The sequence below is a fragment of the Deltaproteobacteria bacterium GWC2_55_46 genome (assembly GCA_001595385.3).
Lineage (GTDB): Bacteria > Desulfobacterota > GWC2-55-46 > GWC2-55-46 > GWC2-55-46 > UBA5799.
In genome coordinates, this window is sequence record LVEI03000001.1 from 2,179,561 (window position 1) to 2,199,607 (window position 20,047).

22 protein-coding genes are annotated in these 20,047 nt (G+C 56.3%); 13 read left to right on the forward strand and 9 right to left on the reverse strand.

Annotation, left to right across the window (positions count from 1 at the left end; translation table 11 throughout):
- Window position 1 precedes the first annotated feature (1 nt).
- Window positions 2–1,513, forward strand: a complete 1,512-nt coding sequence (locus A2V21_310285; protein ID OIJ74613.1) for a hypothetical protein — start codon at window positions 2–4, stop codon at window positions 1,511–1,513.
- A gap of 66 nt (window positions 1,514–1,579) precedes the next feature.
- Here the strand turns inward: A2V21_310285 and A2V21_310290 are convergent, their stop codons facing one another.
- The 6 genes from A2V21_310290 to A2V21_310315 all read right to left on the reverse strand — a co-directional run bounded on the left by A2V21_310290 (window position 1,580) and on the right by A2V21_310315 (window position 7,420).
- Entirely contained in the window at window positions 1,580–1,780 is a 201-nt protein-coding gene (locus A2V21_310290) for a hypothetical protein (protein ID OIJ74614.1), read from the reverse strand.
- Window positions 1,780–2,994, reverse strand: coding sequence for a hypothetical protein (locus tag A2V21_310295; GenBank protein ID OIJ74615.1), 1,215 nt, complete (start codon window positions 2,992–2,994; stop codon window positions 1,780–1,782). Before A2V21_310295 ends, A2V21_310290 begins: the two co-directional genes overlap by 1 nt.
- Window positions 2,991–4,160, reverse strand: a complete 1,170-nt coding sequence (locus A2V21_310300; GenBank protein OIJ74616.1) for a hypothetical protein — start codon at window positions 4,158–4,160, stop codon at window positions 2,991–2,993. Before A2V21_310300 ends, A2V21_310295 begins: the two co-directional genes overlap by 4 nt.
- Before the next feature lie 133 nt (window positions 4,161–4,293).
- Window positions 4,294–4,974 carry a hypothetical protein gene (locus tag A2V21_310305; GenBank protein ID OIJ74617.1) on the reverse strand — a complete coding sequence of 227 codons (681 nt, stop codon included), beginning with the start codon at window positions 4,972–4,974 and terminating at the stop codon, window positions 4,294–4,296.
- Window positions 4,975–5,035: 61 nt separating this feature from the next.
- Complete coding sequence (locus A2V21_310310; GenBank protein OIJ74618.1) at window positions 5,036–6,295, reverse strand: DNA helicase UvrD; 1,260 nt, start codon at window positions 6,293–6,295, stop codon at window positions 5,036–5,038.
- Window positions 6,296–6,649: 354 nt separating this feature from the next.
- Complete coding sequence (locus A2V21_310315) at window positions 6,650–7,420, reverse strand: enoyl-ACP reductase (GenBank protein OIJ74619.1); 771 nt, start codon at window positions 7,418–7,420, stop codon at window positions 6,650–6,652.
- Window positions 7,421–7,621: 201 nt separating this feature from the next.
- On the opposite strand from A2V21_310315, the gene A2V21_310320 reads away from it, so the two are divergent.
- The 5 genes from A2V21_310320 to A2V21_310340 all read left to right on the forward strand — a co-directional run bounded on the left by A2V21_310320 (window position 7,622) and on the right by A2V21_310340 (window position 10,500).
- Window positions 7,622–8,101, forward strand: a complete 480-nt coding sequence (locus A2V21_310320) for a hypothetical protein (protein OIJ74620.1) — start codon at window positions 7,622–7,624, stop codon at window positions 8,099–8,101.
- Window positions 8,102–8,139: 38 nt separating this feature from the next.
- Window positions 8,140–9,135 (forward strand): galactose-1-phosphate uridylyltransferase, encoded by a 996-nt coding sequence (locus tag A2V21_310325; protein OIJ74621.1) that lies wholly within the window; start codon window positions 8,140–8,142, stop codon window positions 9,133–9,135.
- Between the two features lie 41 nt (window positions 9,136–9,176).
- Window positions 9,177–9,599 (forward strand): NUDIX hydrolase, encoded by a 423-nt coding sequence (locus tag A2V21_310330; protein ID OIJ74622.1) that lies wholly within the window; start codon window positions 9,177–9,179, stop codon window positions 9,597–9,599.
- Window positions 9,600–9,787: 188 nt separating this feature from the next.
- Complete coding sequence (locus A2V21_310335) at window positions 9,788–10,240, forward strand: hypothetical protein (GenBank protein ID OIJ74623.1); 453 nt, start codon at window positions 9,788–9,790, stop codon at window positions 10,238–10,240.
- The gene (locus A2V21_310340; GenBank protein ID OIJ74624.1) at window positions 10,237–10,500 is read left to right on the forward strand and encodes a hypothetical protein; all 264 of its coding nucleotides are present in this window, start codon (window positions 10,237–10,239) and stop codon (window positions 10,498–10,500) included. Before A2V21_310335 ends, A2V21_310340 begins: the two co-directional genes overlap by 4 nt.
- Window positions 10,501–10,725: 225 nt before the next feature.
- On the opposite strand, the gene A2V21_310345 is transcribed toward A2V21_310340, so the two are convergent.
- The 3 genes from A2V21_310345 to A2V21_310355 are packed head-to-tail and all read right to left on the reverse strand — an operon-like array spanning window position 10,726 to window position 13,982.
- Window positions 10,726–12,162 (reverse strand): aspartyl/glutamyl-tRNA amidotransferase subunit B, encoded by a 1,437-nt coding sequence (locus A2V21_310345; GenBank protein ID OIJ74625.1) that lies wholly within the window; start codon window positions 12,160–12,162, stop codon window positions 10,726–10,728.
- Window positions 12,163–12,209: 47 nt separating this feature from the next.
- The gene (gatA, locus tag A2V21_310350; protein OIJ74626.1) at window positions 12,210–13,670 is read right to left on the reverse strand and encodes an aspartyl/glutamyl-tRNA amidotransferase subunit A; all 1,461 of its coding nucleotides are present in this window, start codon (window positions 13,668–13,670) and stop codon (window positions 12,210–12,212) included.
- A gap of 24 nt (window positions 13,671–13,694) precedes the next feature.
- Window positions 13,695–13,982, reverse strand: coding sequence for an asparaginyl/glutamyl-tRNA amidotransferase subunit C (locus A2V21_310355; GenBank protein ID OIJ74627.1), 288 nt, complete (start codon window positions 13,980–13,982; stop codon window positions 13,695–13,697).
- A 503-nt stretch (window positions 13,983–14,485) separates the two neighbouring features.
- Between A2V21_310355 and A2V21_310360 the strand changes: the two genes are divergently transcribed.
- The 7 genes from A2V21_310360 (at window position 14,486) to A2V21_310390 (ending at window position 20,018) form a co-directional block, all read left to right on the forward strand.
- Entirely contained in the window at window positions 14,486–15,277 is a 792-nt protein-coding gene (locus tag A2V21_310360) for an acyltransferase (protein ID OIJ74628.1), read from the forward strand.
- Between the two features lie 193 nt (window positions 15,278–15,470).
- A complete protein-coding gene (locus tag A2V21_310365) occupies window positions 15,471–15,836 on the forward strand; it encodes an NADH-quinone oxidoreductase subunit A (protein ID OIJ74629.1) in 366 nt (121 codons plus the stop codon).
- A gap of 116 nt (window positions 15,837–15,952) precedes the next feature.
- The gene (locus A2V21_310370) at window positions 15,953–16,438 is read left to right on the forward strand and encodes an NADH dehydrogenase (GenBank protein OIJ75153.1); all 486 of its coding nucleotides are present in this window, start codon (window positions 15,953–15,955) and stop codon (window positions 16,436–16,438) included.
- Window positions 16,439–16,444: 6 nt separating this feature from the next.
- Window positions 16,445–16,948 (forward strand): hypothetical protein, encoded by a 504-nt coding sequence (locus tag A2V21_310375; GenBank protein OIJ74630.1) that lies wholly within the window; start codon window positions 16,445–16,447, stop codon window positions 16,946–16,948.
- Between the two features lie 33 nt (window positions 16,949–16,981).
- A complete protein-coding gene (locus A2V21_310380; GenBank protein ID OIJ75154.1) occupies window positions 16,982–18,178 on the forward strand; it encodes an NADH dehydrogenase in 1,197 nt (398 codons plus the stop codon).
- Window positions 18,179–18,188: 10 nt separating this feature from the next.
- Window positions 18,189–18,665: an NADH dehydrogenase gene (locus A2V21_310385; GenBank protein OIJ74631.1), complete on the forward strand. Its 477-nt coding sequence runs from the start codon at window positions 18,189–18,191 to the stop codon at window positions 18,663–18,665.
- Window positions 18,666–18,755: 90 nt separating this feature from the next.
- Window positions 18,756–20,018, forward strand: a complete 1,263-nt coding sequence (locus A2V21_310390) for an NADH oxidoreductase (quinone) subunit F (GenBank protein OIJ74632.1) — start codon at window positions 18,756–18,758, stop codon at window positions 20,016–20,018.
- Window positions 20,019–20,047: the final 29 nt, after the last annotated feature.

The window sequence follows — 20,047 nt, forward strand, 5'->3', positions numbered from 1 at the left end:
TATGCTCTTAAGGCCGTTTATAGCGCTTTTGATGCTTGCCGCCTTTACAGGCCAGTCCTCCTTCGCGGCGGAAGGGCTTGAGAACGGGAAGGCTATCTATGAGAAGAGGTGCTGGTGGTGCCACGGCAAGGAAGGCGCCGGTGACGGCCCTGCCTCACAACACTTAAACCCGCCGCCCAGGGACTTGACCCTCGGCCTCTATAAATGGAAGTCCACTCCTTTCGATGAGCTTTCGCCTTCTGATGATGACTTTTATAATATGATAGCCGGTGGCCCTGACAGGGGTATACATGGCTGGACAGGCCTTGGCGACACCTCGATGCCAGGCTGGGCCGACCTGCTGAGCCGGCAGGATATCAAAGACGTTGCCGCCTATATAAAGACCTTCGCGGGGCTTGAAAAGGCTCTGAAGCCCCCGGTAAGCCTCTCAGGCAAGATATCTCCTGACAAGGATGGACTTCTAAGCGGCAGGAAGCTTTTCAAGGATAACTGCTCTGAATGCCACGGAGAAGCCGGCAGGGGGGATGGCACAAAAAAGCTCAAGGACGACTGGGGAGCGAGGACCTGGCCGAGGGACCTTACCAAGGGCTGGACCTTCAGGATGGGGAATAGACCCGAGGATATATACACACGGGTAACAGTCGGTATCCCCGGCACCCAGATGCCGAGCTTCGCTGACCCGGCCTCCAGGAAGGTCATGACAGAGGCCGAGCGGTGGGAGGTGGCCAATTACGCAGCCTCGCTTGACGAGCCGGAAAGAAGACCTGTTACCGGGGTGCTTAAGGCCGTGAAAACAGATGGCAGCGCGCCAACTCAAGCGAGCGACAGGATATGGGACAGGGCAGGGTACGCGACCTACCACCTCTTCCCGCAGATAATCGCCGGAGAACGGGCATATACGCCTTCGTTAAACTCGGTTTCAATAAAGGCGGTCTATGATCAATCGGATATCGCGTTCCTGATCGAGTGGGACGACCCTACAAACTCGATGCCCTGGGATGAGAAGGCTCAGCGGATAGCGGATGGCGTGCCCTTCCCGGACGGCTTTGCGATACAGTTTCCGGCAGAGATAAAGGGGGCCGAAAGACCTTACTTCGGGATGGGCGGCCCCAAGCCGGTAGCCATCTGGTCGTGGCAAAGCCCCGGGTCAGAGGATTCCGGGCAGACCGTCAAGTCAATAGAGGCAAGAGGGGCCGGCAGGCTCTCGCAGATCGACGATCACGGGGTTTCAGCTACAGGAGCGTATGAGAACGGCAGGTGGCGCGTGGTGGTGAAAGGGCCGTTACGGCCCGGCAAGGGACCTGTTCTCGAAGAGGGAAGGTTCATCCCCGTCGCCTTCGCGGCATGGGACGGGTCTAACGGGGATAACGCCGGGAAGCATGTGATGACAGGCTGGGAGTGGGCGGTCCTTGAAAAAGAAGCTCCCCGGTCCTTCAATATATGGCCCTTCGCGATAGGCGCCCTCGTCTTCGCAGCCGAGATGTTCTGGCTATTTAGCGCCCGGAGAAGGTAGCGGGCTGATGAAAGCTTTTGGGGGGACTTTCTACAGAAAGTCCCCCCAAAGAGTCTTAACAGCCTGCTATCCTTTTCTCGATCGCCAGCTGCCTGCGGCTATGAAGACGGCTCCGATAGAGGCCATTATGAAGTAGAAGGGGTCCGGGGCTGAGTTGGATTTTGTGTTGAGGAGTATGTTTATGAGGGCGAGGGAGACGAGGACAGCGCCGATGACACGGCTTCCAGCGCCTTTTTTGAGTGTTTTTTCTTCCTGGCCTTTGTCCATCACCTGCCTGTCTTCTCCCTGAGTTCGGCCATCAGTTCAGGCGTGATGACCCTTATCCCTTTTGCGGCGGCATAGCGCTCAAGCCCTTTCTTTATCATCGGGCGTATGAACGCCGGAGCTTTTTTAAGCCTCTCTTCGGCCTCAACGCTCCATGCCGGGGCAGAGGACTTTTCCTTTATGATATTGCCAACAGGCTCGTGCGCGCACCATGGGTCTTCGTTCATGAGGTCGCCTGTGGTGGCCAGCGCCCTGGCCCTGCAGCCGCCGCAGCCTTGAGCGTACTCGCACTCGCCACATCTGCCCTTGTGTCTTGGGGCCCGAAGCGAGACAAAGTCGCGGTCTTCGTCCCAGATGCCCTTAAGGGAGCTGCTTTTGAGGTTGGGAGAGTCAGCCCTTGCGGGTATGTAAGGGCAGGGCGTTACAAAGCCCTCTGGCGAGATCCTGAGATAACCGTCCCCTGCTATGCAGCCGCTTGTGCCGCCCTTTATTAGAGAGCTACTGTTGTTCACCGAACCTGCTATCCTCACGATGTGCGGGGCGCACCGCGCCCTTACCATTATCCTCCCTTTATATTCCTCTTCCTTTTGGACGATAAGGCGGAGTACGGATTCGTACTCGACGGGTGAAAGGTCGGTCGATCGCTGCCCACGGCCGGTGCAGACGAGGAAGAAGAAGTTTACGGCCTTTGCCCCGTGTGAATAAGCGAAGTCGATGAAAGAGGCGACCTCTTCCTTGTTCTCTTTCATGACCGTGAACTGCAGTTGAAAGGGGATGGGAGAGGCTGAGAGCGCCTCTATGCCGCCGCACGCCTTTGTCCACGCGCCCTCCATCCCCCTTACGCGGTCATGGAGGGCGGGGGAGAGCGAATCTACGCTTACGCCAGCGCCCTGGATACCGGCTTCAGTAAGTCTTTTGACTATTTCATCCGTAAGGAGGGTCCCGTTGGTGCCGAGTACCGGGGAAAGGCCAAGGGAGGCGGCCCGCGATGAGATATCGAATATGTCGTGCCTTAAAAGCGGCTCTCCGCCCGTCAATACGAGCATGCAGCCGGGGGCGAGTTCCGCTATCTCATCGAGAAATGAGTTGGCCTCAACCGTAGAGACGGCGTCGGCCCCGGTAAGCTCACTCGAGTCGAGGTAGCAGTGGCCGCAGGCGAGGTTGCACCGTTTTGTGGTGTTCCAGGAGACGATGAATGGCCGGGAGGCGTCCGTCATCCTTCGAGTTTCTTCCTTACCCTGCGCATGAGGTCAGGGGTTACTTCAAGGAGTCCTTCTTTTTTCGCGGTATCTTCTATTACGCGCTTTACAACACCCCTCGCGAACTTCGGTATGCGCGACAGAAGCGCCTTCGCCTCTTCAGTCCAGGCAAGGGAGCCGTCCTTGTGGCCTATCTCCGGGGTGAACTCCGTTGACGAGACGAGCACGTGGCAGCGGACGTTCCGTAAGCAGTTCTCTATATTGGAGCCTATGTCGAGGCCGGCTACCGCGTGCGCGCCGGTCCTCCCTGCTGCGAGCATGAACGGAGCGGTCTTCCTGGCGTGGCGTATGACCTCTTCAGAGGCCTTGCCGGCAAGAAGGGTCGTCTTTATCCTCTTCCCACGGGACGCGGCCACCTTCTCAGCCGTCTCAAGGTGCCCCATGTAGAGCTTCGCGAGCCCCTTGTCTATTATCTCGTCATGGAGCTTCTCCTGCTCCTTGAACCTGAAGAGCTTGCCGGCCTCCTCTGTGAGGACCCCCGCTATGGAACGGAAAGCCGACTGGTGGAAGACCGGGTCAAAGGCGCTTACGGCCTCTATGTCGCAATCGAATATCCCGGAGAGCTCGATGGCCCTCAAGAGGGCGCCGAAGGAGGCGGGACTGCCGTCTATGGCGACCATGATGCCCTTGCCTGTGTCCGCGCCTTCCTGTGTAAGGAGGACGTCGGTGCGGACCCGCCGCACCACCCTTTCGGCTACGCTCCCGATGCTGCTCGTACCGGTCCTGCCGAGTCCGAGGAGCCCCATGGCAACGAGGTCATACGGGCACTCGGAGACCTCTTTTACTATCTCCTCGAAGTTTTTCCCTTCCCTGTCTACGCCCTTGACCTCCAGCCCCGCGGCCATAGCCTGGAATACAGACATGTAGGAGTCGGAGATAATCTTGAGGCCCTTTGTTATGAGCGTGTCATGGACCTCTCGGGTGTTCCTGAGTATCTCTTCCTGCCTGTATTCTTGAGGCAGGCCGTCCTCCATCTCGATGAACCGCGTGTTGTGGAGCTTTGCCGCGTACACATGGCAGCCGGTGAGTAATGCTCCGCGCGCGCGCGCTATCTCGATTGCGAGGGCGGAGGCGGCGTTGGAATGGTTTGAGTTGTCCAGGCAGACGAGGATATTTTTGTACATACGGAGTATTTTATCCCAATTCACGGCCGTAGAAAAGGTTTTTGAAGGCAGAATGCCCTGGTGGCCCCGGGGTTATGAATGCCTGGGGGATGATGACTACGGGTGGAAGGGTTACTTATGGTATGTATCTTTACTACTGGAGGTCTTCGCAGCCCTCTTCGGGGCTTACCCCGTCCAGGTCCTTCTCCCCGCACTCTATCTTCTCGAAAGAGTTCGTCTTCTGGTTGTAGGAATAGACCATGCCGCTGCATATGTCGTAGTACCAGCCATGGAGCCTTATCTTCTCCTCCCGAAGGGCCTCAGCTATGAGCGGATAGGTCTTGAGGTTCCGCAGCTGGGTCACGAGGTAGCTCTTCTCCGTCATCTCCATCTTGGCGTCGTAAGATGTGGCGTGGTTATGCTTAATGACCGTCTCCTTTACGTCAGAGGCCGTATTTATCCAGTCGCGCAGGTTGGGCATGCCTCTGAACTCTTTTTCATCGTACCAGAGGGCCTTGAGGGCGGCGCAGTCGGAGTGGCCGCATACTACTATGTCCGTGACATTGAGCTTAAGGAGAGCGAACTCTATCGCCGCGGCCGTGCAGGTCTTCTTCCTCATCGGCTCGTTGGGAGGCACTATGTTGCCGACGTTCTTTACTATGAAGAGCTCGCCGGGCTTGCTCTGCGTTATGAGGTTGGGGTCGACCCTCGCGTCCGAGCAGGTGAAGAAGAGGACGTCGGGGGACTGGGTCTTGCCCACGCGCCTGAAGAACTCCTCTTCGCGCTTGTAGAAAGTCTGTTGGAACTTCTGGATGCCTTTATAGAGCCTGTCCATATACTGCCTCCTATACAAGTTCAGCCTGCGTGTTCGTCCAGGCCCCCCTGTGGCGGTTGATTTACTGTAAAAGCCTTGTTTCTGCGGGGGCAGGTCTCAGGGCAGCCCCTTCCTCCCTGAATATGCTTACGCGTCCGAACTCTCCGTCAAAGCCAGGGGTTATGAAGATATCACCGGCCCGTACTTTCATTATGGCAGAGGCGGTCCTGGCGCCAGCGGCCTCGTGTAGCTCTGACTCGTCCATGTCGAGCAGGTAGCTGAACTCGCTCGCCTTGCTACAGAGCCTCTTGTACTCCCTCTCTACCTTTACGCTTCCAACTCCGACTCCAAGGCTTTCAGCGAGTATCTCTTCAAGGGGGATGAGGTGCCTTGCCGGTATCGCGCTCTCCGGGGTAAAGCCCGCCTGCCTGTCCGAGAGCTCCTCGACCCTGGAGAGGACCCCTACCGTGAGGGGTTTGCCGCACTCCGGGCAGTTTCCAGAGAGGGCGCGGGTCTGCCGGGGGGTAAGCCTCACCCCGCACGCCCTGTGGCCGTCGGAGTGGTACTTGCCCTCCTCGGGATAGAACTCTATGGTGTAAAGGAATCTTTTGTTGTCCTTTTTTATAAGGATATCCCTGATTTCAAAATAGTCCATCGCGCAATCGAAGACGTTGGCCTCCCTGCCGAGCTTTGAGGGGGAGTGGGCGTCCGAATTCGATATGAGGGTTATACTGTCAAGGGCAGAGACCCGCCAGTTCATCTCCGGGTTGGAGGAGAGGCCGGTCTCGATCGCATGGATATGCTCCGAGTAATCGCCGAAGCATTCTTCGATGGAATCAAAGCCGGATCTCGATCCGAATATCGAAAACCACGGGGTCCAGGCGTGGGCCGGGACGAGCATCGCCTCAGGGGATGCGTCCATGACTATCTTGACGAGGTCCATGGCCGGGAAGCCGAATATCGGCCTCCCGTCAGAGCTTATATTGCCGAGAGAGCTGAAGGCGGCGTTTATCTTGCGGGCCGCTTCAAGGGAGGGCGAGAAGATGAGGCTGTGTATCTTGCGGGTCTTGCCGCCCTGCGAATATATGTTGCTTACCTCGGCGGAGAGCATGAAGTGCGTAGCTTGCCCGTCATTCTTCTTCTTAAGTACGAAGAGCCCGTTCCCCGTGGGTTCGAGCTGCTCTTCTATAGAGGCAAAGTGGGCGGGATGGGTGAAGTCCCCGGTGCCTATAAGGCCGATCCCCTTTAACCTTGCCCAGAGCGCGAGCGTATCCAGCGTCATCTGCTTACTCGTCGCCCTCGAGTATCCGCTGTGTATGTGCAGGTCGGCTATTATGCGCATAAAAATCCAGGTAAAACAATAGGTTGTCTTATCAGCTCTTCCTGTACAGTCTTCTGCGTCCGCCTGGTTCGAAAAGGGCAGGGCTATGGCGTCCCATTTTTTCAATTAAAACGATGGGGTTTTAGAACGCTGAGACCAAATTACCGGATAGTGCAATACTATAGCATGTAAAGCCGGAAAATGGAAGGGCTAAGTTCCTCTAACAGGATGTTGAAAAAGTCCGTCCAGGACTTTTTCAACTACGATTTGGCCTGAGTGAATCAGTCCAGATCTTACAGATTGCTCGACTTGAAAAGTCGAGCAATCTGGCAATCCGTCCATGGATCGCTTGGCAGGCTGTTTTTCAACACCCTGCTAAAGCCCCATGATGCTGTAACCCGAGTCAACATGGAAGATCTCGCCAGTTACGCCGCTGGAGAGGTCTGACAATAGATAGAGGGCGGTCTTGGCCACGTCCTCCTGGGTAACGTTCCTCCTCATGGGCGCCTTCGCCTCAACGACGTCAAGTATCTGCTTGAACCCGGAGATGCCGGCGGCGGCAAGTGTCTTTATCGGCCCGGCTGAGATGGTGTTTATCCTTATGCCCCTTGGGCCCAGGTCCGCGGCAAGGTAGCGCGCGCTCGCTTCGAGGGCGGCCTTGGCGACACCCATGACGTTGTAGTTGGCAATGACCTTTTCGCTGCCGTAGTAGCTCATGGTAACTATCGCGCCGGGCCTGCCTTCCATGAGCGGAGCGGCCGCTCTTGCGAGGGACACAAGCGAATAGGCGCTTACGTCGAGAGCGAGCTTGAAGCCGTCCCTTGACGTAGAAAGGAATTCGCCCTTGAGCTCTTCCTTTTTGGCGAAGGCTACAGAATGCACCAGGGCGTCGAGCGCGCCCCATTCGCTTTTAATCGTATTGAATACGGCCTCTATCTGGCCGTCGTCGGTCACGTCGCAAGGGAGTATGAGCTTTGAGCCAAGCGAAGATGCAAGCGGCCTGACCCTCGACTCCAGGGCCTCTCCGGCATAGGTGAAAGCAAGTTCCATCCCCTCCCTGTGAAGGGCCTCCGCGATGGCCCAGGCGATGCTCCTTTCATTGGCCACCCCGAAGATGACCCCTTTCCTGCCGTCGAGCAGACCCATAGATACCTCCTTGAAAAGTGCTGGGATTTTAAGGCCTTTGCCTCCGGTCTTGCCGGAAAGGCGTGAACATGGATAGGAACGAGGCCCTCATTTTACGGATTTAACTTCTAACATTAATCTGCCGTGGTTTCAACTGCTTTTCCCCAGGGTTGCCGGGAAGAGCCGAATCAGGTAGAATAATAACAATAGGGGAGGTCACCCATGTTCGAGCACATAGAAGAGAAAGAGGCCGTGAAAACAGCCGCGCTCCTGGAGGTGAACGGTTATCGGTTCTACAAGCTCCTTGCCGAGAAGACTGAGAACAAGCAGGCGAAAACGGTATTCAAGAGGCTCGCCGAGGATGAGAAGAGGCACCTTAAGCTCATAGAGACGAAGTTTTTTCCTGAGGCGGGTTTCAATGAACAGATAACGGAAGAGGAGATAGAGATAGAGGACTACCTGGAAAAAGAGGGCAGGGCGGATATGTTCACAAAGCGCATAAACGTGGACGAGCTTGTCCGCCTGATAGACGACCCGAAGAAGGCGCTGATGGTCGCGCTCGATACCGAAATACACTCTGTAGACTATTTCGACAACCTCTCCGCCAGATCGAGGACCGAAGAAGGCAGGCGCATATACAGCGAGCTTGCCAACGAGGAGAGGTCGCACGTCGTCCAGATAGAGGCGATGATCGCCGGATAAACTTTGTCATGAGACCCTCCAGGTGATATAATCCACTCATGCCCGAGTTAAGACTAAACGTGGTCACACGGGAATGGGTCATCATCGCCACAGAGCGCGCCAAGCGCCCCAAGGACTTCAGGAGCAAGAAGGAAAGACCGCTTCGCCCGGAATACCTCTCCACCTGCCCGTTCTGCCCTGGAAATGAGCACAAGACCCCGACCGAGCGCTTCAGGGTCCCTGACGGCGAGAGCTGGAAGATAAGGGTCGTCTCCAACAAGTTTCCGGCCCTCTTACTCGAAGGCGAGAAGAAAAGGTCTGCCGACGGCATCTCAAGGACCGTCTCGGGCGTGGGCGTGCACGAGGTCATAATCGAAACGCCCGTCCATAACCTGACGACAGGACTACAGCCCCTTGAGCGCCTCGAAGACCTTGTGAGGGTATATAAATCACGCTTCATAGAGGCCAACCGCGACCCGAGGGTCGAGCATACGATAATATTCAAGAACTACGGCGAAGGGGCCGGGACCTCTCTGGACCACCCCCACTCGCAGCTCATAGCCACCCCTGTCGTCCCGCTTCAGTTCAGGGACAGGGTCCAGGCAGCGCTCCATTACTTCGACGACACAGGCGAGTGCCTCATATGCGACGTCCTTAAAAAAGACCTTGCCGACGGCACGAGGGTGATCCTCGATACCCCGCATTTCCTGACCTTCATACCTTACGCCGCGCTCTCCCCATTCCATACCTGGGTATTCCCGAAGAGGCATTCCGCGTCATTCGCCTCGGTCACGGATGACGAGGTAAGGGACCTCGCGGTCCATTTGAAGAACATACTCTCGAAATTCCGTTATGGCCTCGAAGATCCGGATTATAATTATGTCATAAGATCGTCGAGGCCCCAGGACTACGGCAACGAGTACTGCCATTGGTACCTGAGCCTGGTTCCCAGGATAACGATGGCGGCCGGCTTCGAGCTTGGAAGCGGCATGTTCATCAACACCAGCCTGCCGGAGAATAACGCCGAGTACATGAGGGCGGTTAAGCCCGAATAAAGCTGTGTTTTTCAGCAACCTGATAGTCAAGGGAGCCGTTCATGCCCGCTTACAGGAACCCCGCGCCTACGGTAGACATCATCGTAGAGATAGATGGTGGGATCGTCCTCATACAGAGGAAGAACCCGCCCGACGGATGGGCGCTGCCCGGCGGGTTCGTCGACTACGGGGAGAGCCTGGAAGAGGCCGCGAGGAGGGAGGCCTGGGAGGAGACTTCGCTCGCCGTGAGGCTTAAATGCCAGATGCACGCTTATTCAGACCCGGCAAGGGACCCGAGAAAACACACCCTTTCAGTAGTCTTCGTGGCAGAGGCAGAGGGCGAGCCGGTGGCGATGGACGACGCGAAAGGCGCCGGGGTATTTACAGAAGGTACGCTGCCGGGACCGATAGCCTTCGACCACGCCAGGATAATCTCCGAGTACTTCAGGTGGAAGAGGGAGGGGTGGAAGGTATTCGAGTACTGATCAGACTGCTGAAAAAGTACATCTGCTTCGTTGGCTTCAGAAGCTCGTAGTAGCGGCGTACCAAAGAAGTACGCCTCCTTCCTTGCTCCCTGATTTAATGGGGGCCTCGCATAATGGGGCTTGTTTGAAGCCTGAACCAATTTGATTTTTCATCAGCTGTTCAACAATAGAAAAGAAAGGATAAAGCCATGGAAAGAAAAACATTCGTTTCCATAGCCGTTCTTTATTTTTTCGTGACAGCCTTCAGCTGGAGCACCTGGGGAGGCTATCCGGCGCGGTACTTCGTGCAGCTGAAGGACGTTCTCGGCGGGGGCGCGTACGGCAAGGCCGAGCTTGACAGGATGGCGTTGATGCCGGGCTCGATGAGCCTCGGGATAAACTTCTACAGGCTGAAGCCCCATACCGTCTACTCGGTATGGTATACGAATGAAAAAGGGGAGAGGGCCCCTGCGGGTGTGGACAGGTCCAGTTTCACAACCGACGGCGGGGGAAAGGGGCGCTACGTTACGTCCGTCTATGCGGATTACCTTGACGACTGGAGGTACATAGAGGTATTCGAGCACCCGGACGGGGACCCGGCCAATACAAAGGACATGACCGCCGCATTGAAGGGAGACCTGGTCTACGGAAGGAGTTCGTGATTAAGGAACGTTTGATTAATGTCTCACAATGGGACCTGAAATCCCTCGCCTTACAGGCGAAGACTTCCAGTGCGTCTAATGAGATTTTCAAGCTTACGTCCCATGCCAGGCGGAAAGCGCGATATCAAATGGAAGCGGATAATCTCCCTCTCTCCCCCTTTGGAAAAGGGGGAGATTTCAGTCGGGCTTTCAGCCGACTGTTTTTCGAACCTGCCGCCTTCCAGGCGGTGTGGTTCAGTTATATTTGCATGTCATTCTGAGGGAGCGAAGCGACCGAAGGATCTTGTAAGTCCGCTGATTATCGAGCGCCGAGATTCTTCGCTTCGCTCAGAATGACAAACACGGCGATTAATCAGAGGTTCCTTGATTAAATAACCCGGCGCAATCCGGGCTTCTCCCGCCAAAATTCGTGTAGATAACATCAAATTTAAAAAGGGGCAGCCGTTTTCGGCTGCCCCTTTTTAAATGGCTAACGATAAGTACGCCTACCCCAGCTTTTCCTTAAGCAGCTTGTTTATCACCTGCGGGTTGGCCTTGCCCTTCGTGGCCTTCATCGCCTCTCCGACGAAGAAGCCGAATAGCGCTACCTTGCCTTCCCTGTATCTTGCCGCGTTCTCCGGGTTCGCCGATATTATTTCATCAACTATCTTTCCAAGCTCATCCTCGCCGGATATCTGCGTGAGCCCCTGGGCCTTGACTATCTCATTGGCGGACTTTCCGGTCTTGTACATCTCCTCCAGGACCTCTTTGGCTATCTTTCCGCTTATCTGCCCGTCCTTGACCATCTTTATTACGCCTGCCACAGCCTTGGGGCTTACCGGGCAGTCCGATATCTCTTTATTGTCTTCATTGAGGAGCCTCAATATCTCTCCCATGACCCAGTTCGACGATACCTTCGGCTCGCTCGTCTCCTTTACGACCTCTTCGTAATAGTTGGCCAGGTCCCTTGAGGCGGTAAGCACCCCGGCGTCGTACGCGGGTATGCCGTACTCGGAGGTGAAGCGCTCCCTTTTGGCCTGGGGGAGCTCTGGAAGAGTCGAGCGGAGCCCTTCCACAAGGCTATCTTCCACCATGAGGGGCAGGAGGTCGGGTTCCGGGAAGTACCTGTAGTCGTGGGCCTCTTCCTTTGAGCGCATGGATGCGGTTATTCCCTTTGACGAATCGAAGAGGCGCGTTTCCTGCACGACCTTGCCGCCGGACTCTATCAGGTCTATCTGCCGCTGTATCTCGTAGTCTATCGCTTCTTTTACGAACTTGAAGGAGTTCATGTTCTTAAGCTCTGCCTTTGTGCCGAGCTTTTCAGCCCCCACGGGGCGTACCGAGATGTTCGCGTCGCAACGGAAGCTACCCTCCTCCATGTTGCCGCTTGAGATGCCGAGGTAGACGAGTATGTCCCGTATGGCCTTGAGGTACGCCTGAGCCTCGTCAGAAGCGCGCATGTCGGGCTCGCTCACTATCTCTATCAAGGGCACGCCTGTACGGTTGAGGTCGACGAAGCTATATGCCTCGTCCTCCGGCCCCTCTCCGTGGATGAGCTTTCCGGCGTCCTCTTCCATGTGTATGCGGGTTATGCCGATGCGCTTCCTGACTCCGTCGACGTCTATGTCAAGCCAGCCGTGCTCGGCAAGAGGCTCGGTATACTGGGAGATCTGGTAGCCCTTCGGGAGGTCCGGGTAGAAGTAATTCTTCCTCGCGAATACGCTCTTGTGATTTACCCGGCAGCCTGTGGCGAGAGCCATCTTTATCGCGTACTCGACAGCCCTTTTATTGAGGACCGGGAGCACCCCTGGCATCCCTAGGCAGACAGGGTCGACCTGGGTATTTGGCTCGGAGCCGAACTTTGTCGAGCAGCCGCAGAAGAGCTTGGAGTCGGTGAGGAGCTGGGCGTGTACCTCAAGTCCTATAACAGCTTCGTATTTCATTTGTAATCCCCCTCTTCCCCCTTTAGAAAAGGGGGAAGTACATTATCTTACAGCGCTGCCCTTCTCTTGTGCCACTCTGTCGCCTGCTCGTAGGAATAGGCGGCGCGGAGCACAGTCTCCTCGTCAAGGGACTTTCCGAGTATCTGAAGCCCCACAGGGAGCCCCTCCCGCGTGAAGCCGCAAGGCAGCGAGATGCCGGGTATTCCGGCGAGGTTGCACGAGATGGTGAATATGTCCGAGAGGTACATGGTAAGCGGGTCTTCGACCTTCTCCCCGATTTTAAAGGCTGCTGTCGGGGCCGTCGGCGTGGCTATTACGTCGCAGGATGAGAAGGCCGAGTCGAAGTCATTCTTTATAAGCGTCCTCACCTGCGAGGCCTTCTTGTAATAGGCGTCATAGTACCCGGCTGAAAGCGAGTAGGTGCCGAGCATTATCCTCCTCTTTACCTCTCCGCCGAAGCCCTCGTCCCTCGTCCTCTTGTACATGTCGAGGAGGCCGCCGGTCTTGTTGACCCTCAATCCGTACTTCACCCCGTCAAACCTCGCGAGGTTGCTCGATGCCTCGGCGGTGGCTACAAGGTAATATACGGCGACCGCGTACTGGGTGTGGGGGAGTGAGACCTCCACGAGCTCGGCGCCGAGCGCCTTCAAGGTGTCGAGCGCCTTTTTAATGGAGGAATCCACATCAGGGTCGAGCCCTTCGATGAAGTACTCCTTTGGAATGCCTATCTTCAGGCCCTTGATGCCGTCTTCAAGCCTTGAAGTGTAATCGGGCACATGCGCCTCGATGGATGTCGAGTCGGACGGGTCGTGCCCTGCTATCGCGTTCAGGATTATGGCAGAGTCCTCGACGTCCCTGGTGAGGGGGCCTGCCTGGTCGAGTGAAGAGGCGAAGGCTATCATGCCGAACCTCGACACCCTTCCGTAGGTGGGCTTCAAGCCGACTATGCCGCAGCAGGAGGCGGGCTGCCGTATGGAGCCGCCCGTGTCGGTGCCGAGTGAGGCCGCGCACTCTCCGGCTGCTACAGCCGCGGCGGAACCGCCAGAGCTGCCGCCTGGCACGCGGTCGAGGGCCCATGGGTTAAGGGTCTTGCCGAAGGCCGAGTTCTCTGTCGAGGAACCCATGGCGAACTCGTCCATGTTGTTCTTGCCGAGTATCACGGCCCCGGCTTCCTTGAGCTTCTTTATTACAGTAGCGTCGTACGGCGGTATGAACTTCTCGAGTATCTTCGATGAGCAAGTGGTCCGCACGTTCTTCGTGCAGAAGATATCCTTTACGGCGATAGGTACGCCGGTCAAAGGCGTTACGTTATCGCCTTTGGCTATGCGCTCATCCGCCGCCGCCGCGGCCTTTAAGGCCTCTTCAGCCGTGACTGTTACGAAGGCGCGCACCTTGCCTTCGACGTCTTCTATCCTTTTGAGGTACGCCTTGGTCGCTTCTGCCGAAGAGACCTCTTTTTTTCTGAGCCTCTCGGAAAGAGAGTGTATGGCCAAAGAGGTAAGATCCAATGCCTTCGCTCCTTTGTGGTGTCCTTATTCGATTATCTTCGGGACCTTGAAACAGCCCCGCTCCGCCTCTGGCGCGTTCATCAACGCCTCTTCACTGGAAAGCGACGGGCGCGTCCGGTCTTCCCTGAACGCGGTCTTCATGGGTACGGTATAGGTCGTCGCCTCCACGCCGGACGTGTCGATCTCAGATAGCTTCTCCACGTATCCCAGTATGCGCTGCATCTGTTCCGTGTAAAGCTCGGTCTCTTTTTCCGTGAGCGCGAGCCTTGCGAGGTCCGCGACCTTCAGGACGTCTTTTTTCGTTATGGACATCTGATGAGCCCTTCCTTCCCCTGGTCTGAAAATACAACTGAAAAAAACCCAAAAAGTTTTATTAACACACAAGCGCCGACGTTGCAAGCCTGATGGATGAAAAGTCCGTGTAAAACATTTTAAAAATTAAAGAAAATCGTATTGACACCGAAATATAGTAGTGATAAAAGGAGAGTAGGTTCTCTTCTCTACACCAAACCCCATAAGGAGGAAGTTGATGGCTACCGTAAAGAAAGCCACTGCAAAGAAGAAGACCACTGTGAAGAAGGCGACCAAAAAGACCCCGGCGAAAAAATCCGGCTGCTGCCGCTGAGCACGACACAGACGGGAGGGGAGAGGGTATCCTCCCCTCCCTGCCACCAACCCCCGGCCATTAAATCCCAACCTCGTTCCTCTCTACCGCTGCCTTGACAAATCTGACACCGTTATTTATCATACCGTCCTTTTGAATTCGCGCTAGACCCGGACCTGACGAAGAGCGAACCGTTCACGCGGAGTGGAAAATGAAAGTTGCGTTCATCCAGACTTCCCCTGAATTCGGAGATGTTAAGGCGAATGTCGAGGCAGCGGTAAAGAGGATCACGAGGCTGGACGCCGGGCTTGTTGTGCTCCCGGAGCTTTTTTCTACCGGCTATCAGTTCCGGAATAGAAGTGAGCTCCTTGAGCTTGCCGAAGAGGTCCCCGGAGGCTATGCCGTAAAAAGGCTTGCCGAGGCCGCGGAGGCCGGTAAGGCCTTCATAGTCGCCGGAGTGGCCGAAAGGGAGGGGCGCAAGGCATACAACTCTGCCGTGCTCGTTGGGCCCAGGGGGCACATCGGGACCTACCGCAAGGCGCACCTTTTCTGGGACGAGAAAAAGATCTTCACCAGAGGGGATACCCCTTTCGCCGTCTACAAGGCCGGCAATGCCAGGATAGGCATGATGATATGCTTTGACTGGCTCTTCCCTGAAGCCGCCAGGACCCTGGCCCTCATGGGGGCCGACATCATATGCCACCCATCCAACCTTGTGCTCCCCTACTGCCCGCAGGCCATGATAACCCGCTCTCTTGAGAACAGGGTCTTTACCATCACCGCCAACAGGGTCGGGACAGAAGACAGGGTCAGGGGCAAGAAGCTTGCTTTCATAGGCACAAGCCAGGTAACTTCACCCGATGGAGAGCTCCTCGCGAGGGCGGGCAGGACCAGGGCCGGATCTTGTGTGGTGGAAATCGACCCCAGGCGCGCAAGGTCCAAGCTGGTAACGCCAGTGAACGATTGTCTCGGCGACAGGAGAAAGGACCTTTTCAAGCTCTGAAAAAATTAAAAGACAAGCTAAACCGCATGTTTATAGATGGCCGCGACCAAGGCGGCCTATTTGTATACAGTATACATTTTTCGCTTGACAAAAAAGGCGAGGTGTTTTATCTTGCCCACTCTACCTTAGCGAGTTTATTATAACAGCTGGAACACCGGTCAGGTGCTTCTTCCGGTGAATGAGCGGGGTCTGCATGCTTCTTTCTTATCTGCCTATACTTGTGATGATGGGGATAGCCACAGCGATGGCTCTGGGCGTGCTTTTCTTCAGTTTTCTCCTTCGCCCCAGGAACCCCTACAAGGAGAAGCTCGCCCCCTGGGAATGCGGTCTTGAGCCTATCGGGGAGGCCTCTGCCGGCCACTTCAAGGTGCACTTCTTTATAATCGCCATACTCTTCGTACTATTCGATGTAGAAACACTCTTTCTCTTCCCCTGGGCCGTTACCCTCACGGAGAAGGCCCTGGCAATTCCTATATTCATTGAAATGATTATCTTCATAGTCGTTTTGGCCATCGGGCTTGTCTACGCATGGGCTAAAGGCGCCTTGGATTGGGTTTAGACGTGGATAAGAGGAATCTTCAAGAAGGTGCCATGATGCATGCCGGCGGGAAGCTCGACGATTCGTTCCTTTTTACGACCCTCGAAAACGTCGCGGAAGTCCTCCGCAATAACCCCATTGTCGACAAGCTCAAGGACAACGAGATAACAAGGAAGGTGGCCAACTGGGGGCTTACTTCTTCGCTTTGGCCTATGACCTTCGGCCTGGCCTGCTGCGCCATAGAGATGATAGCCACCGCCTGCTCCCGGTACGATACCGACAGGCTCGGGATAGTATTCAGGCCGTCGCCGCGCCAGTCCGACGTGATGATAGTCGCCGGTACGATGACAAAGAAGATGGCCCCGCTGGTAAAGAGGCTCTACGACCAGATGGCGGAGCCGAGGTGGGTCATCGCCATGGGCGGGTGCGCATCCGCCGGAGGGCCTTACAATACATATTCGGTCGTGCAGGGCACGGACCTTGTGATACCGGTGGACGTCTACATACCGGGCTGCCCGCCGAGGCCGGAGGCCCTGATATACGGCTTCCTGCAACTTATGGAGAAGATAAAGAGGGAGACCCCGTTCATCCTTGAGCAGAGGAAGATACGGGGGGTCAAATAGGCCATTATGAACCGCGTCGAAAAACTTAGAGAGCTTATAGACAGGCTTAAGGATTCCTTCAGCGCGGACGTCCAGGACGTCTCCTTTTTCAGGGACGAGTTTACCGTCCTTGTCGACAGGAAGGCGCTCTTCAATATCTGCCGCTTCCTCAAGGAAGACCCGGACTTCAGGATGAACTACCTCGTGGATATCGCCGGCGTCGATTATATGCCGCGCGCGCCGAGGTTCGAGGTGGTCTATCACCTCTACTCTATCCAGAACAAGCACAGGCTCGCCGTAAAGGCCAGGGTGGGCGAGAACGAGACGGTCCCTTCTGTTTCGGCCCTCTGGGCCGGGGCCCAGTGGCCTGAGAGGGAGGCCTACGACATGTTCGGGATAGTCTTTGAGGGCCATCCCGGCTTGAAGCGCATCTACCTGCCTGATGACTGGGAAGGGCACCCGCTTCGCAAGGATTACCCCTTGAAGGGCTACAAGGACCAGTACAACCCCTTCGGGGAAGAGAAAAAATAAGGGCTTCCGCCTTACATGGGCGGGACGGTTTCCATGATAGAAAACACTGAAGACAATACACTAACAACGCGCGAACTGAGCCTGCATCTTGGCCCTCAGCACCCTTCAAGCCATGGCGTACTGCACCTTGTCATCGGGTTGGACGGAGAGCGGGTCACAAGCTGCGAGCCAGATATCGGGTATCTCCACAGGGGCACCGAGAAGATAGCGGAGAACCTCCTCTATCACCAGTTCGTCCCGTATACCGACAGGCTCGACTACATGTGCGCCATGAGCAACAACCTGGCGTACGTTACGGCGGTTGAAAAGCTCATCGGGATCGAGATACCCGAGAGGGCCAAGTATATAAGGGTCATAGCGGCGGAGCTTTCCAGGATCGCCGGGCACCTGATGGGCCTTGGCGCCTGGGCTGTCGACCTCGGGGCCATGAGCATCCTCCTTTACGCGATAAGGGAAAGGGAGATGGTCCTCGATATATTCGAGAGGCTCTGCGGCGCGCGCCTTACGCTCACCTATCTCAGGGTCGGCGGTGTCAGGTACGAATTCACCGATGGCTGCAGGGACGCCTGTGCCGAGCTCGTAAAGACGCTGCCGGGCAAGATCGACGAGTACGAGACGATACTCAGCGGCAACAGGATATGGCTGGAGAGGAACAGGGGCGTAGGCATTATATCCGCGGATGAGGCGATAAACCTGGGCCTTTCCGGCCCGCCTCTTCGCGCAAGCGGCGTCAACTGGGACATCAGGAAGGACGAACCGTACCTCGTCTACGACAGGCTGAACTTCGACGTCCCCACAGGCACCAACGGCGACTCCTTCGACCGCTACATGGTGAGGATCATCGAGATGAGGCAGTCGGTCCGCATGATAGAGCAGTGCCTGAAAGAGATGCCCGGCGGGCCTTTCAACGTGGAGATGCCGGAGATAGTGCCTCCGCCAAAGCCCGACGTCTACAATAACATGGAGAACCTTATCCACCATTTCAAGTACGTCTCTTCAGGCTTCAAGGCCCCTGTGGGCGAGATCTACTCGGCGATAGAGGCGCCCAAGGGCGAGCTTGGAGTATATATAGTCGGCGACGGCACAGAGCGCCCCTACAGGCTTAAATTGCGGGTGCCGTCGTTCATGAACCTCCAGTCGCTTGAGCATATGGTCAAGGGCTCTTACCTGGCGGACGTAATAGCGGTACTTTCAAGCATCGACCCGGTCTTCGGGGAGTGCGACAAGTAATTTCAAGGGCATGGGTATGCTTTCAGCAGAGGCAAAAAAGGAAATTGAAACGGCCCTCAAGAAGTACCATAACAAGAGGTCCGCGGTCATGGAGGCGCTCCGCATAGCGCAACGGGAGAACGGCGGGCATCTGACCAGACAGCAGATGGATGAGCTAGCCGCGATCCTTGAAATGCGCCCCGTAGAGGTCAACGCTGCCGCGGCCTTCTACACCATGTATAACATAGACAAGCCCGTGGGCAAAAATCATATCCAGGTGTGCAGGAACATATCCTGCTCGCTCATGGGCGCCGAGCACTTGATAGGCCACATGGAAAGGACCCTTGGCATAAAGACAGGGGAGACCACACAGGACAAGAGGTTCACCCTTTCCACGGTAGAGTGCCTCGGCTCATGCGGAACGGCCCCCATGATGCAGATCAACGACGACTTCTACGAGAACCTGACTGAGGCGAAGATCGACGAGCTGTTGAAGAACCTGAAGTGAAGCGCGCAAACGAAAGCTGGAGCGAAACCCGGACTGCGGCTAAATCGGCCGGGCCGGGGCAACGCAAGAGCCTTGAAAGATAATTATTAAATGGAAAAAGTACTCCTGAAAAATCACGGGAAAGCCGATTCGCACAAGATAGCGAACTATATCGCGAACGGCGGGTACAAGGCGCTTGCGGCCGCCTTGAAGCTCAGGCCCGACAACATCATCCAGATGGTCAAGGACTCGGGGATGAGGGGGCGCGGAGGAGCGGGCTTCTCAACCGGCCTCAAGTGGAGCTTCATACCAAAAGACCCGACCCTGCAGAAGTACCTGTGCTGCAACGCCGACGAGGGCGAGCCGGGGACCTTCAAGGACAGGGGCATCATGGACCATGACCCGCACCTCCTCGTCGAGGGAATGATGATATCGAGTTACGCCATAGGCGCGACCGTGTCCTATATCTATATAAGGGGCGAGTTCGTATACGGCGCGAGGAGGCTCGAAGAGGCTATTCAGGAGGCGTACGCCAAGGGCTACCTCGGCAAGAACATCATGGGGAGCGGCTTCGACCATGACATGTACGTGCACCGCGGGTACGGCGCTTATATATGCGGTGAAGAGACCGCGTTGCTCGAATCTATTGAGGGCTACAGGGCGCAGCCCAGGAAAAAGCCGCCCTTCCCGGCGCTCGCTGGCCTTTATGGGAAGCCCACGGTCATAAACAACGTTGAAACGCTTGCCTGCATACCGGCCATCATCGAGAAAGGTCCGGAATGGTTCTCCAGGATGGGGCCTGAGAAGAGCCCAGGGCCCAAGATATTCGGCGTAAGCGGGCACGTTAAGAGGCCGGGCCTCTATGAGTTGCCCATGGGGACGACGGCAAGGGACCTTATATACAACCACTGCGGCGGGATGCTACGCGAGGACAGGCCGATCAAGGCATTTATCCCCGGCGGCGTAAGCGCCCCGATGCTCCTGCCCGCAGACCTCGATACCCCGCTTGATTTCGACTCGCTGGCGGCGAAGGGGACGATGCTCGGTTCCGGCGCGGTTATAGTGATGGATACGTCCACCTGCATGGTGAAGACGGCCTACATCATAAACAGGTTCTTCAGCCACGAGTCATGCGGTAAGTGCACCCCGTGCAGGGACGGCACGCCATGGCTCACGAAGGTGCTCCGCAGGATCGAGCACGGCGAGGGAAGGGCGGGCGATGTGGATCTCCTGGAGAGCCTGTGCGGCAACATATTCGGGCGCACCTTCTGCCCGCTTGGAGACGGGGCGGTCATGGCCTTGAGAGGGGCCTTGAAGCACTTCAGGAATGAGTTCGAATACCATATAGAACACAAAAGGTGCATGGCTTCATAGAAGCCTCATAACGGGACCGGTTTAGCGAG

Excerpts from the sequence above, each read along its gene's own strand:
- A2V21_310355 (OIJ74627.1), bottom strand. The coding sequence starts at position 13,982 with ATGTCCATAACGAAAAAAGACGTCCTGAAGGTCGCGGACCTCGCAAGG.
- A2V21_310320 (OIJ74620.1), top strand. The coding sequence starts at position 7,622 with ATGTTCGAGCACATAGAAGAGAAAGAGGCCGTGAAAACAGCCGCGCTC.
- A2V21_310300 (OIJ74616.1), bottom strand. The coding sequence starts at position 4,160 with ATGTACAAAAATATCCTCGTCTGCCTGGACAACTCAAACCATTCCAAC.
- A2V21_310305 (OIJ74617.1), bottom strand. The coding sequence starts at position 4,974 with ATGGACAGGCTCTATAAAGGCATCCAGAAGTTCCAACAGACTTTCTAC.
- A2V21_310295 (OIJ74615.1), bottom strand. The coding sequence starts at position 2,994 with ATGACGGACGCCTCCCGGCCATTCATCGTCTCCTGGAACACCACAAAA.
- A2V21_310360 (OIJ74628.1), top strand. The coding sequence starts at position 14,486 with ATGAAAGTTGCGTTCATCCAGACTTCCCCTGAATTCGGAGATGTTAAG.
- A2V21_310285 (OIJ74613.1), top strand. The coding sequence starts at position 2 with ATGCTCTTAAGGCCGTTTATAGCGCTTTTGATGCTTGCCGCCTTTACA.
- A2V21_310385 (OIJ74631.1), top strand. The coding sequence starts at position 18,189 with ATGGGTATGCTTTCAGCAGAGGCAAAAAAGGAAATTGAAACGGCCCTC.
- A2V21_310380 (OIJ75154.1), top strand. The coding sequence starts at position 16,982 with ATGATAGAAAACACTGAAGACAATACACTAACAACGCGCGAACTGAGC.
- A2V21_310315 (OIJ74619.1), bottom strand. The coding sequence starts at position 7,420 with ATGGGTCTGCTCGACGGCAGGAAAGGGGTCATCTTCGGGGTGGCCAAT.
- A2V21_310325 (OIJ74621.1), top strand. The coding sequence starts at position 8,140 with ATGCCCGAGTTAAGACTAAACGTGGTCACACGGGAATGGGTCATCATC.
- A2V21_310345 (OIJ74625.1), bottom strand. The coding sequence starts at position 12,162 with ATGAAATACGAAGCTGTTATAGGACTTGAGGTACACGCCCAGCTCCTC.
- A2V21_310310 (OIJ74618.1), bottom strand. The coding sequence starts at position 6,295 with ATGCGCATAATAGCCGACCTGCACATACACAGCGGATACTCGAGGGCG.
- A2V21_310335 (OIJ74623.1), top strand. The coding sequence starts at position 9,788 with ATGGAAAGAAAAACATTCGTTTCCATAGCCGTTCTTTATTTTTTCGTG.
- A2V21_310375 (OIJ74630.1), top strand. The coding sequence starts at position 16,445 with ATGAACCGCGTCGAAAAACTTAGAGAGCTTATAGACAGGCTTAAGGAT.
- A2V21_310330 (OIJ74622.1), top strand. The coding sequence starts at position 9,177 with ATGCCCGCTTACAGGAACCCCGCGCCTACGGTAGACATCATCGTAGAG.
- A2V21_310290 (OIJ74614.1), bottom strand. The coding sequence starts at position 1,780 with ATGGACAAAGGCCAGGAAGAAAAAACACTCAAAAAAGGCGCTGGAAGC.
- A2V21_310365 (OIJ74629.1), top strand. The coding sequence starts at position 15,471 with ATGCTTCTTTCTTATCTGCCTATACTTGTGATGATGGGGATAGCCACA.
- A2V21_310390 (OIJ74632.1), top strand. The coding sequence starts at position 18,756 with ATGGAAAAAGTACTCCTGAAAAATCACGGGAAAGCCGATTCGCACAAG.